A 12,356-nucleotide genomic window follows, 5' to 3' on the forward strand; every position below is an offset into this window, starting at 1 on the left:
TACCGGCCTGTCACGCCGGGGGTCGCGGGTTCGAGTCCCGTCCGCTGCGCCATATTCGATGACCTGGAATACTGAACGCCAGGTCACCAACAAAAAGCCCGCTCATTGAGCGGGCTTTTTGTTGTCTGCCGTTTGAGTGGGCACGCCTTGGCTGTCCCTGCTTGCGTCCCCACGCGGAGCGTGGGATCGATCATTCCCAAGGCATTTATCTACTGCTCGGCGTTCCGGCTGTGACGGTAATCGCTGACTGCCTCGTACACCGCCTTACGCAAGCGGTTGATGCCGCCGATAGGGCGGTGCGCCTCGATGCCGAACCACGGATTGAACGACAGGTTGTCGCAGGCCAGGTTCAGCTTGGGGGTGTCGAAGTCCTGGGGCGGTACCCTGATTCGCGCCACCGTCTCGAACGGCGCGTCACTTTCTCGCCACTCAACGCTGGTGTCCTCGATCGGCATGTATTTGCCTGGGTCCTGGCGTTGGATCTGCAGGACAAAACACGCTGGCATCCGGTCTGTGGATAACTGCTGATGCAACGCGCTGCGCAGAAAATTCGGCAGTGCCTGGTTTTGTGTCGGCAAGGTATAGCTTGGGCAACTGTCCGGGTCTGGCGCGACGCGAAACTTGGCGTTGGCCTCGCCGAACTTGTAGGGCGACACCGAAAAATACGTAGTCTGGGTCGGACTGGCGGGAGGCGGTGACAATGTCGCCAGGGCGATGAACAGGTGGCGGATCTGCCAGCTGCGCGGGTCCAGCCCTGGGAAGAAAGCCATCACTTTTTTTCCGTCGGCCTGGGCAGCCACATTCTGACGGTACTCGGCGACATCACTGACGAAGAAGTTCGGGTGATTGAACATCACGAAATCCTGTTCGCCCTGTGATTGTCGGTCCGCCAACAGCGGCTTGCCCGGCACGTTCAACAGCTTGATGGCCATCCCGCGTGCGTCACGCAGGCTATCGAACTGAGGGTACGCGTTGCCATTGGACAGGCGCATCGTCGCCTGCCAGACCTTGCCCGGCTCGGCAAACACGCCCTGGCGCAGGGGGGCAGGCAGGTCGGTCGGCACCTGGACTTCGGCCATCACGCAGCCGTGTGCCTTGGCATGGGCGTCCCGCAGATAACGCGTGCCTTCGCGATGCTGATCGACGATGCGGATGGCGGTCTGGATGATCTCTTGGGTCATGGCGGCTTCGCCGGGTGGCATCTGTTCCTTGTCCGACACCGGTCCGCTGTGTTGCCAGGCGAGCCACGCCGTGGCGAACGCCCAGCCGAACAAGCCGATGCCCAGCAGCCACAGGAGTGTCTTGCCCAGAAAGGCGCCGAGGCGCAGCCAGAGCGTGATCAGCATGGGTCAGTCCTTTTGCCTGAGAGATTCATCATTACAGTTGCGATTCCAGCGGCCCGCCCAGCACCTTGAGGTACTCCAGCAATGCCCAGCGTTCCTGCGGTTGCAGCAGGCGACCGATCACCCCGTTACCCCGTTCGCCGGCGCGGAATTCATGACCGCTGTTGTGGTTGCCGGTGATCCGGGTGTCGAAGAGAAAACCGTTGGTAAAGGCTTCGGTGCGATAACCCAGGTGCCGGGGATCGTACTCGAAGCTGCCTTTATAGAAGGTGGTCGCTCGTTCGTCCTGAGGGGACAGCAACTGATAGATCGTCGGCACCGAGCCGTTATGCAGGAACGGTGGTGTGGCCCAGACGCCGGCCAGTGGCCGGGCCTTGTAGGCGCGCAGTTCGCGTACACCGATGGGCAGGCCGAAGCCATCCATGGCCGGCCGCTCGACCGGGGTGACGCCGGCGTCGCGGTAGGCGCGGTTCTCGACGAACGCCGTGACGTAGGCCAGGCCCTTGGCGACCGAAACCTGGCTCAGGTCCAGCGGTTGCGTCGGCGTCGGGTGCAGTTGTACGTCCAGTTTCGCCAGTTCGGCCGGGTCCCATTGCAGGCTGGTCAAGTCGAAGCGGTGGTCGGCAATGTTATTGGCCGTGCCCGGGTCGGTGCCGATCACCTTCACTGGCAGCATGTGCAGTTGCTGGACCGGTCTGTCGGGGCCCTGGACCACCTTGGGCACATGGCAGCCGGCGCAGTTTTCCGCGAACAACGCCCGGCCCTTGGCGGCGAGGGGTTTATCGATCGAGCCCAGCAGTGCTTCCGGCCACGCCGGGGGTTTGAGCAGTTGCAGGGTTTCTTCGATCGTATGCAGATCGCGCACGCGTACGCTGGAAGGGTAGCGCGCATCGCCCTGCAATGGCTTGCCCTGGGCGTCGAAGAAATTCAACGTGGCGCCCACACCCAGCGCCTCACCGACGTTACGGGCCATCGGCTGTTGGGCCGAGCCGTTCCATTGCACCCAGTCGAAGGTCCAGATGTCCCACAACTGCGGGTAATCCACCGGGGCGTCGGCGACCCGGTAATTCGTCGCCGAAATGGCGTCGCCGAAACTGGCATTGGCGATGCGGCCAAACGCGTCGGTACGGCCAGGACCTTCCTCGGTGGGGTAGAGGCCGCGGTGGGTGTCATTCCAGGCGACCCGCAGGAACGTATCCAGAGAATCCTTGAATGCCTTGCGCAATGCGTCGTGGCGGGCATCATCGTAGTCCTGGCCCAGGACCTGGCGAGCGAAGCGTTCGAATTTCCAAGGGTTGTAGTAGGTCGAGGCGAGGCTGGCGACCAGTGCCTGTCCGAAACTGCCGCCGCGCAAGGTTGGCACGCTGGAGGGCAGGACATGTTGCGCCGAGCCGCCGTCGATCCGTATCGCCTGGCCCTTGAAACGTAATTCGCCGGTGTGGCAGGCGGCACAGGTGATGTCCAGGAATTGTTCGGTGCTGCCCGGGTTCTGGTGTCGCGCAAAACCCACCGGCAGGTTGCCGGGGTTGTCCTGGGAGGCTTTCTGCGCCGGATCGACCAGAAAGCCGAAGCGCGCCAGGTATTCGGGCGACGCGAAGCGCTGCTGCGAGAATGGCAACTCGAGGGCCGTGAACCACTCGTAACGCAGGCCTTTGACTTGCGTCCCCTGGGGCGTGAAGTAATACGTCTGGCGCTCGGCGGCGCTCCATTGATCCAGGTAGTGGACCTGTTCGACGGGGGTGTAGAACGGCAGGCGCGGATTGGCGACGTAATAAAGCACCACGGCCACGGCGACCAGTACCAGTACGAGGAGCAGCAGGAAAATGCGAGAGAGGAGGCGCACGGTCACATCCTTGTTTTTTGATACGCCCTTATGCCTCAGTGCTGCGCGGCCGGCAAGTGGCCATTATTTTCCGGCCGCAGGGTGCGGCGACAGGTCCCTGTACGTAACGGATGACAGATGCTTCATCTGCACAGGATCAAAAAGCGTTTGTGGCACCTGAACTTATCACCGGTTTTCCGCTCACATGCCGGTAGCCATTGGTCGTGGCGGCCTGATAAGCTCGCGGCTTTACTCGATTGCCCTTTAGGCGCATGAACAAGGAAATAGCATGAAACAGCATCGGTTGGCGGCGGCGGTTGCCCTGGTTGGCCTGGTACTCGCAGGTTGCGACTCGCAGACCAGCGTTGAGCTGAAAACCCCGGCGCAGAAAGCTTCCTACGGTATCGGCCTGAACATGGGCAAAAGCCTGGCTCAGGAAGGTATGGACGACCTGGACTCCAAAGCGGTCGCCCAGGGCATCGAAGATGCCGTCGGCAAGAAAGAACAGAAGCTGAAAGACGAAGAACTGGTCGAAGCCTTTGCCGCACTGCAAAAGCGTGCCGAAGAGCGCATGGCCAAGATGAGTGAAGAGTCGGCGGCCGCCGGCAAGAAATTCCTCGAGGAAAACGGCAAGAAGCCTGGCGTGACCACCACCGCTTCCGGCTTGCAGTACGAAGTGGTCAAGAAAGCTGACGGCCCACAGCCCAAGCCGACCGACGTAGTGACTGTCCACTACACCGGTAAGCTGACCAATGGCACCGTGTTCGACAGCTCCGTGGAACGCGGTAGCCCAATCGACCTGCCGGTCAGCGGTGTGATCCCGGGTTGGGTCGAAGGTCTGCAACTGATGCATGTCGGCGAGAAGTACAAACTGTACATCCCGAGCGACCTGGCCTACGGTGCCCAGAGCCCGAGCCCTGCGATCCCTGCCAACTCGGTCCTGGTCTTCGACCTGGAACTGCTGGCGATCAAGGATCCGGCAAAAGAAGACGCAGCCAAGTAATCGCGTCTGCTATAACGACAACGCCTCGCTTATGCGGGGCGTTGTCGCATCCGGGCGGCGGAAAATCCGAAAAAACCGAACGCACATCGCGGACGGCAGTCATAGGCAATACAGGCGCTGGGCTAGACCCAGTCGGCCTGTCAAGTCAATGAAATATTGGGTTTTTTTATGTGAGTAAAAAACGCCCGATCTGAGCTCAGGCCTTATGAAACGGGGGCTTCAGCGGTGAAATGCAGCTCTGTTCACAAGGTTATCCACAATTTGTGTGGATAACATTTCAGTAGGAAGAAAAAATGAAGGCACCGTGGAATTTTGCACGATTCCTGCCTTTGGCAGGACGGTTGCTGGCCCGTGGCCGCTTGCCGACGCTGTTGTTTGCCGTCGCCCGCAAGAGTGCCCGGGAAGGCGGACGGCTGGGGAGGCTCAAGGACGATCTGCGTTTGTTGCAGGCGTTATGCCTGGCTTACTGGCGCGGCGAATACCGGGCGGTCAGTGCCAAGTCGTTGCTATCGGTGGTGGCGGGGCTCATGTATTTCCTCAGCCCCCTGGATGCGATTCCGGACCTGCTGCCAATGTTTGGCATGATCGACGATATCGCCGTGCTGGCGTGGATCATGAAAACCCTTGATGACGAGCTCAGTGCCTTCCGCGCCTGGCGTGATGCGCAGTCCCCCGACAAGCTCGCACGGGTCGAAAGACTTCCCGATACCCCTCGACAACTGCAGCTCCAGGAGCAGAAAAAGCCCTGATTCTGTTCGTTTCCCTTCGGACGACCATCACCCCGCGACCTTAGCCGCCAATTAGGATTACACTTCCAAGGAAAAGGCTGACTCGCTAAGTGTCATCGTCCTACGGGGTAGAGATGGATATTCAGATAATCACACGCGACGGAGAGCCCGAGTACGCGGTTTTGCCGTGGGACCAGTACCAGTCGTTGTTGAAAGCCGCAGGCATCCATCAAGCACCGCCGCAAGAGGCCAAGGCCCAGCACGCGGCGGCACCGGACCAGATTCTTCCTGGCCTGGATCAATTACGCAGTTTGCGCGAAGGGAAGGGCATCGCCATCGAGGCGCTGGCCCGCACGGTAGGTATCAGCCCGTCTTATCTGGCCATGATCGAAAGCGGCGAGCGTCAGCCCGATGCTGCGATTCGACGTAGTCTGGCCTGGGAATTGACGGTGCCGGGTTGGAGGGAAGGATCGTGAGTGTACGTATCAGTCGGCAGCATTGGGATGGGTTGTTGGGTGAGTTGGACCAGGCGCGCCGCCAGCGCCATTTGTTGACGTATCGTGCCTTGCTGGAGCGTTTGCAGCTGCCCAGCCCGGCCATGCAGACCCTGACCGCCGCCCTTGAACATCTGGCGGCGCTGGACGCCCGGGCCGAACAGCCGTTGCGCAGCTCCCTGGTCATCAGCCAGGGCGCCAGCCGGTTACCCCGAACCGGTTTCTTCGAGTGTGTCGAACGCCTGGGGCGTTTTTCCGGCCCTTCCGATGGAGTGGCCGCCGCGTCCTGGCATGCTTCGGAAGTGGTCCGGGTGTTCGAGTATGAGTATCCGGAGTCGGCGGAGGCTTGATTGTTCTGACGGATCCTGGCGCGGACCGGTTAAAGAAAATCGGAAAAACCGGGCATTCTTGAGATTTTCCTGGGCCGCTCAAGAAAAATCGGGCAGCCAAGTCGAAAATGAATATGTTTGCCTGGGGCTCAGTTGGGTATGCGGCTTTAAATCGCGGGCGCTTCAGCAACTGACGCATGCGCTGAGCAATCGCCGACGACGATCTTTTTGGTGGGTTAAAGACCCATCGACTCCAAGGGGGCGATGGGTTTTTGCATTTAGCGAATCGCCCTACGTCTACTGCATCTTTCCCTGACTTATTTCCTTTGCGATCCCCGGCAAAGTCTCGCGCTTCCTGAGTGCTGCGAGACGTTTGCCCATGTTCGACCGGTTTTTCCTGCTGGCCCTTGATCGCGTCATGCCTTGATGGATCAGGTGCACCGTATCGAGCAGGAGCTCGACAGTTTCAAAGACACCCTTTCCCTCTATCGCGAGCAACTGGAGCGCTGGTACGGCCGTGCGGCAGACCGGGCCAGCCAGGCGGCCGACCTGCCTTCGCTGATGGGCATGGAGCGGCTGATTCGCTTCGGTGACAACACCACCGTCGTCAGCACCGGCGATGATGATTTCCTCTCCACCGTCGTCCAGTGCCCCCAAGGCGGGGTGATGACGATCGAGAGCAAACTCGAATCGGTGTACGACATTCCGCTGGGCGACATCGTGGTGGATGTGGTGGCGGTGGACAGCGGCGAGGTCACGCCGGTCATCCTGGATGCCCAGGGGCTGGGAGTCTTCAGGGGGGATGCGGGGAAGTTCTATCGGGTCCATGTCCAGGGCGAGGTATCGCCCGCGCAGATCGGTCAGTTGTTTTCCTCCTACGATGGCCTGACCACGCAACTGACAGACTGGCTGCGCGGCGAATGGCAGGGGTTCAAGCCGCAGTGGGCGCAGCAATCCCTGGCCACCTCGGCAACTGCGGTGGGCAACGGCTTGCTTGCCGGCAGTTGGGCGGCAATCGAAGGGGTATGGGACAGCCTCAACCTGCTCTCGGACATCCTCAAGGACCCCGGGCAGTTTGTTGACCGCCTGGGCAGCAGTGCCAGTCAGTTGATGAAGCTGGCGCAGGACGCGCCGCAAGTGATGGCGAAGCTGCAGTTGCTGACCAGTGACGAAGCGGCGCTGTGCCTGCTGGTTCGCACCGCCAGTCTCTGGCTGGAGATGCTGCCACCCAGTGAGATCGCCGGCGAAACGAGCGAAGCACTCTCGACGGTGGTGGTGCAGTTGCTGCTTGACCTGCTGATTGGCGTGGTGCTGACCTTCGCCGGGGCGGGGGCTGGCGTCGCTTACCTGGCAATGCGGCTGGCCAAGCACGGCGCAAGCCTGATAAATGCCGTACAGCGTTTCGTCAGCGCGATCTTTGCGGTCGTCAACGGTTTCATGGGCTACGTCGACCGTTACAAGACTGTGGCGGCGCGCGGCATTGCGGCCGGAGTAAAAAAAGGCCGGATGCAGCTGCGCTGGGATGCGCAACGCAACACCACACTGAAAAAGCCCGAACCCCACGACGACGCCCCGGCCCAATCGAAAAACCCCAACGGCGACAGCGCCGACAGCGCGGCCCTGACCCGCACCGACGGCTGTCCGGTATCGATGGTCACCGGCGAGGAACTGCTGACCCTGGACGACGGCACGCTCGATGGCCGCTTGTCGTTCGTCTTCACCCGCCTGTACCGCAGCAGCGCGGCGGATCAGGACGTGGGGCTGGGACGCGGCTGGAGCCATGCCCTGGCGCACCGCCTGCTGCTTGAGGGCGAGCAGGTCATCTGGATCGACCAGGAAAACCGTCGCACGACCTTTCCGCTGCCCAATGCCCAGCGCCCGGCAATCCACAACAGCCTGGCTCGGGCGGCCATCTACCTGGGCACCGAGCCGGATGAACTGATCGTCGCCCAACCCGGCGAACAGGCGCCTTTCCTACACTTTCGCGACGGTTATCTGACCGCCCTCAGCGACCGCTACGACAACCGCCTGACGATCCAGCGCAACATCCATGGCGACATCAGCCGCCTGGACAACGGCGCCGGACGCGCCCTGCAACTGCGCTACGAACAGCGTCACCTCATCGCCCTCGACTACCAGAGCTTTCACCCGGCCCTCACCCTGGACGAAGCCTGGCGCACCGAACAGACCCTGGCGACCTACCGCTACGACGCGCGCTCACGGCTGGTCGAAGCGACCAACGCCGCCGGGGAAAGCGAGCGCTACGACTACGACGATGCCCACGTCATCCTCCAGCGACAACTGGCCGGCGGGGCAAGTTTCTTCTGGGAATGGCAGGGCGTCGGCCAGGCCGCCCGCTGCGTGCGGCACTGGGCCTCGTTCGCGCAGATGGACACCCGTTACAGCTGGGGCGAGGACGGCAGCGTCACGGTCCGGCACCTCGACGGCAGCGAAGAGACCTATGTCCACGACGACCGCGCACGGCTGGTGCGCAAGGTCGAGCCCGACGGCGGCGAACACCTCAAGGCCTACGACGAACAAGGCCGGCTGATCGCCGAACAGGACCCGTTGGGCGCCGTCACCGAATACCACTACGACGAAGTCGGGCGTCTAGTGGCGCTGATTCCACCCGAAGACGCGCCCACGTCCTACGAATACCGCAACGGTTTCCTGCACGCCCGTTCCCGTGGCAAGGCCGTATGGACCTATCGGCGCAACGACCGTGGCGAGGTGATCGAGGCCATCGACCCGGATCAACAGCGCACCTGGTATGCCTACGATGCCCACGGGCAGTTGTTGTCGATCCACTACCCGGATGCCAGTGAACACCGGTTCACCTGGAACCGGCTCGGCCAACTGACAGAAGAAACCCTGCCTGACGGCAGCCAGCGGGCTTTTGCCTACGACACCCTGGGGCGCTTGCTGACCCGCCAGGATGAACACGGCGGGGTGACGCACTACCAATGGGACGCCGTGGGCCGGTTGCTGCAGACCACCTTGCCCTCTGGTGCTACTCGAGCCTGGACCTACAACGCCTACGGCAAGGTCACCTCCGAGCGCGACGAACAGGGCCGCGTCACCCGCTACGAGTACGCCGACGACCTGCACCTGGTCAGCCGCCGCATCAATCCCGACGGCAGTACGCTGCACTACCGCTACGACTCGGCGCGGCTGCTGCTGACCGAGATCGAGAACGAGTCCGGGGAAAAGTATCAGCTGGACTACACCTCCAGCGGTTTGATCCGACAGCAAATCGGCTTCGATGGCCAGCGCACCGCTTATGCCTACGACCTCAATGGGCATCTGCTGGAGAAAACCGAGTTCGGTGCCGACGACAGTCAATGGGTTACCAAGTACCAGCGTGACGCGGTCGGACGCCTACGGCTCAAGACCCTGCCCGACGGCCAGACGATCCAGTACCGCTACGACGGGCTGGGTCGGCTGGTTCATGTCGATGACGGCAGCGACCATCCGCTGGCCTTCGAGTACGACACCCAGGACCGGCTGATCACCGAGCATCAGGGCTGGGGCACCCTGCGCTATGGCTACGACGCCTGCGGGCGGCTCAATCACCTGCGCCTGCCGGACGATAGCCGCCTCGACTACCACCATGCCCCGGGCGGTGCACTGACCGCCATCGACCTGAACGGCGCACGCCTCACCGAACACCAGCTGCGTGGCGGCCGCGAACTTCAGCGCCAACAGGGCCTGCTGCTCAGCCAGTACGAACACGACGAACAGGGCCGGCTCAAGGCCCACACCGTGCTGCAGAGCCAGCAGACGCTGTTCTGGCGCGATTATGCCTACAGCCCCAAGGGCAACCTCGCCGCCATTTCCGACAGCCGTCGAGGGCGGCGCGAGTACCAGTACGATCCGCTGGACCGCCTGACCCGGATCGAGCATTCCCACACCGATCCCGCGGAACACTTCGCCCACGACCCGGCCGGCAACCTGCTGATGCAGGACCGCCCCGGCCCGACCCACCTCAAGGGCAATCGCCTGCTGATGGAGGGCGACCGTCACTACGACTACGACGCCTTCGGCAACTTGATCCGCGAACGCCGTGGCAAGGCCCAGGTCCTCGTCACCGAATACCGCTACGACAGCCAGCACCGCCTGATCGGCGTCACCACGGCGGACGGTCGCGAAACGTCCTACCGCTACGACGCCTTCGGCCGACGTATCAGCAAGACCGTGGCCGGCCTGACCACCGAGTTCTTCTGGCAGGGCGACCAGCTTGTCGCCGAAAGCAGCCGCCATCACCACCGCAGCTACCTCTACGAACCCGGCACCTTCCGTCCGCTGGCGCTGCTCGACGGCAAAGGCCTCAACGCCTGCCCGTTCTACTACCACCTCGACCACCTGGGCACGCCCCAGGAACTGACCAACTACGGCGGCCAGATCGTCTGGTCGGCGCGCTACCACGGCTACGGCAAAGTCCGAGCGATAGAGCACGGCGGCGGCGAACAGCTGGAACAACCGCTGCGCTTCCAGGGCCAATACTTCGACCCGGAAAGCGGCCTGCACTACAACCGGCACCGCTACTACAATCCGGAAACGGGCCGCTACCTGACCCCTGATCCGAGCAAACTGGCGGGTGGGCTCAATGGGTATCGGTACACCCTGAACCCGACGGGGTGGGTGGATCCGTTGGGGTTGGTGGATTGCCCGGGGAAGGGTGGGTGCAGGCCGGCGGCTGGGGAGCAGGATCCGGCTGCCAAGGTTGGGGTGGATGAGGGAGAGCAGCGACTGCCTAAGCCAACCGTAGAAGAGTTGGCGGAGCAAGAGGTCAGGCGTTTAGATCGGGAGCAGGGCATGCATATGGTCAGTAAACATAGCTTGGCGGTTTCCGATGAAGCCTGGAAGCAACGGGCAATTAACGGTACGGATCCCTCTACCGGCGTTACACCTAGAAATGAGAGAGGAAATCCAAGTTCAAGGTTCTCCAGCTGGGAAATGCAGCTTAGAGCATACAATCTTGCAATCAGTCGTAAGGAAAACGGTCTCTCACCTTTTACGGGGCGGGATCAGCGCAATAATCATATTGTAAGAATGGATCTGCCAGGAGCAGGGGAGGGTTATATTCCAAATAGGAGAGATCCATCAAATCCAACGCTTGTGGCAATGGATAGATTTGAAATGAAGTTCGATCCGGATACAGAGATTCCGTTTACGTTATATCCAATTAGGTAGGTTTAAGATGCATATCGATCCAGGCACTGGACTCCCATATATACCAACACCATCCTATTTTCTGGGGTGCTTTGATATTTATGATAGGGAGGAAACGCTAGGGGTAGAGCTTAATAAATTTGATCCCAATGACGAATCCGATAGGGAGAGGTTGATTGTTAACTATTCTTTGAAAGTAAGGCGGTCCTATCGGGAGCGGTTTTTACTGTATAAGTGCTTAGAAGAAGCGCTTTTGGATGATGGCTATGATTTTCAGACATTGTTGAAACACGACCCTGAAGAGCATTCATCACTCCCTGACGGTTGGGAGGAAATGGAAGATCCTCGCGGTTTTTTTGCGGAAATATATAGACTGGCTAGCGATGTGTGGAGTGAAGATATTCGCAAGGCTGAAGCCGAAGACAGCTCTACGTGGAATTACATATAGGAGCGCTCGTTTTCTGGCACTACAAAGCTCTGCACAGTGGCAAATGATGTATTCGGAATGGACACGGATTTCGATGAGGGTAAAGAATCGGCCTCAATTTATGCGGTTGCTATTGGTTTGTCTCGAACCTTACCAGCTAGAAACTAGCTTGAGTTCGTAACTCGATAGGAAGGGATGATTTTGAAAAAATCTAATAGATATGGCTCGTTTATTCCTGATGAAAAATCATCAGAAAGCGTAACCAAAGAAGTACAGCCTCCCCAAGAGAGGAAGTGGAACGCTAACTGCTCTACGAAGTTCAATAACTTTAGAGTGCAGCATCAAGCCATGAGTGAGGCGCTAAGCAGGGAGGCTCGAAAACTTCCCCGATTTACAGGTGAGGACAGAAGAGGTAATCCGGTTGTTCGTATGTATATGCCAAATGTTGGTCAAGGGTATATACCCAATGTAAATGATTGGCAAAGTCCGATATTTCAAAGTGAAATTAATGTATTCGAAGTCAGGTTCGATTATGAAACGCTACGTCCGGTCACCGCTTATCCCGTAGGAGGATTCGATGTTGATGCATCCGTTTCTTGATCGCCCATATGAACCTCAGCTGGATCATTTTCTGGGTGGATTCGAAATATATGATTGCGAAGAGAGTCTGGGCGAGGAGCTGTTGCGATATAAGCTCGAATGTGCTGAAGATCGAAAGGAGTTGATTTATAGGTACGTTATTCATCGTTTCAGAAATTTAAGCTATCGACATAAGTTTGTTTTTTTCTGCGTGCTGGCAATAGCGATTGATGATCCGGAATATGATTTCAGTGACATATTTGAACACGACGTGGTTTCACACTCATCGCTTCCGCCCGGATGGGATGGAAGGAAAGATTGCAGGGTGTTTTTTGAGGATATTTATAGGTATCTGGCAGAAGAATGGAATGATGATCTCTACAAGGCTAGCCAAGAAGATCCATTGACATGGTAACTTGGATATAGTTGTTTGCGAACTAGAAAAATCTTGTAGGCAAG

The 12,356-nt window shown here is 59.6% G+C and carries 10 protein-coding genes; 8 read left to right on the top strand and 2 right to left on the bottom strand.

The genetic code is table 11. The features are described 5' to 3' along the window. Positions 1-209: 209 nt before the first annotated feature. Both ACODTO_RS15880 and ACODTO_RS15885 read right to left on the bottom strand, forming a co-directional pair. Positions 210-1,346 carry a catalase family protein gene (locus ACODTO_RS15880; protein WP_489106702.1) on the bottom strand — a complete coding sequence of 379 codons (1,137 nt, stop codon included), beginning with the start codon at positions 1,344-1,346 and terminating at the stop codon, positions 210-212. Positions 1,347-1,377: 31 nt separating this feature from the next. After that, entirely contained in the window at positions 1,378-3,186 is a 1,809-nt protein-coding gene (locus ACODTO_RS15885) for a di-heme-cytochrome C peroxidase (RefSeq protein WP_139648015.1), read from the bottom strand. A 268-nt stretch (positions 3,187-3,454) separates the two neighbouring features. Here ACODTO_RS15885 and bamJ point away from each other — a divergent pair, with 268 nt between their 5' ends. From bamJ to ACODTO_RS15925, 8 genes are all read left to right on the top strand, one after another. Then, positions 3,455-4,168 (top strand): BamJ family beta-barrel-assembly machinery protein, encoded by a 714-nt coding sequence (gene bamJ / locus ACODTO_RS15890; protein WP_139648018.1) that lies wholly within the window; start codon positions 3,455-3,457, stop codon positions 4,166-4,168. Positions 4,169-4,461: 293 nt separating this feature from the next. Next, on the top strand, positions 4,462-4,917 hold the full coding sequence (locus ACODTO_RS15895; protein ID WP_139648020.1) for a YkvA family protein: 456 nt from the start codon (positions 4,462-4,464) through the stop codon (positions 4,915-4,917). Between the two features lie 113 nt (positions 4,918-5,030). Next, positions 5,031-5,372, top strand: coding sequence for a helix-turn-helix domain-containing protein (locus tag ACODTO_RS15900; RefSeq protein ID WP_139648021.1), 342 nt, complete (start codon positions 5,031-5,033; stop codon positions 5,370-5,372). Beyond that, a complete protein-coding gene (locus ACODTO_RS15905; protein ID WP_003179080.1) occupies positions 5,369-5,740 on the top strand; it encodes a hypothetical protein in 372 nt (123 codons plus the stop codon). Before ACODTO_RS15900 ends, ACODTO_RS15905 begins: the two co-directional genes overlap by 4 nt. Positions 5,741-6,145: 405 nt before the next feature. Beyond that, a complete protein-coding gene (locus ACODTO_RS15910; RefSeq protein WP_489106703.1) occupies positions 6,146-10,912 on the top strand; it encodes an RHS repeat-associated core domain-containing protein in 4,767 nt (1,588 codons plus the stop codon). A 7-nt stretch (positions 10,913-10,919) separates the two neighbouring features. Then, on the top strand, positions 10,920-11,339 hold the full coding sequence (locus ACODTO_RS15915; RefSeq protein WP_080686257.1) for a hypothetical protein: 420 nt from the start codon (positions 10,920-10,922) through the stop codon (positions 11,337-11,339). A gap of 174 nt (positions 11,340-11,513) precedes the next feature. After that, positions 11,514-11,918, top strand: a complete 405-nt coding sequence (locus ACODTO_RS15920) for a hypothetical protein (protein ID WP_489106704.1) — start codon at positions 11,514-11,516, stop codon at positions 11,916-11,918. After that, a complete protein-coding gene (locus tag ACODTO_RS15925) occupies positions 11,896-12,312 on the top strand; it encodes a hypothetical protein (RefSeq protein ID WP_208554874.1) in 417 nt (138 codons plus the stop codon). The genes ACODTO_RS15920 and ACODTO_RS15925 overlap by 23 nt, the downstream gene beginning before the upstream one ends. Positions 12,313-12,356 lie beyond the last annotated feature (44 nt).

The sequence above is a fragment of the Pseudomonas sp. FG13 genome, from assembly GCF_057809755.1.

What these genes read in the sequence shown, in the direction of transcription:
- ACODTO_RS15895 (WP_139648020.1), top strand. Translation starts at nt 4,462, where the DNA reads ATGAAGGCACCGTGGAATTTTGCACGATTCCTGCCTTTGGCAGGACGG.
- ACODTO_RS15880 (WP_489106702.1), bottom strand. Translation starts at nt 1,346, where the DNA reads ATGCTGATCACGCTCTGGCTGCGCCTCGGCGCCTTTCTGGGCAAGACA.
- ACODTO_RS15910 (WP_489106703.1), top strand. Translation starts at nt 6,146, where the DNA reads ATGGATCAGGTGCACCGTATCGAGCAGGAGCTCGACAGTTTCAAAGAC.
- ACODTO_RS15915 (WP_080686257.1), top strand. Translation starts at nt 10,920, where the DNA reads ATGCATATCGATCCAGGCACTGGACTCCCATATATACCAACACCATCC.
- bamJ (WP_139648018.1), top strand. Translation starts at nt 3,455, where the DNA reads ATGAAACAGCATCGGTTGGCGGCGGCGGTTGCCCTGGTTGGCCTGGTA.
- ACODTO_RS15920 (WP_489106704.1), top strand. Translation starts at nt 11,514, where the DNA reads ATGATTTTGAAAAAATCTAATAGATATGGCTCGTTTATTCCTGATGAA.
- ACODTO_RS15925 (WP_208554874.1), top strand. Translation starts at nt 11,896, where the DNA reads ATGTTGATGCATCCGTTTCTTGATCGCCCATATGAACCTCAGCTGGAT.
- ACODTO_RS15900 (WP_139648021.1), top strand. Translation starts at nt 5,031, where the DNA reads ATGGATATTCAGATAATCACACGCGACGGAGAGCCCGAGTACGCGGTT.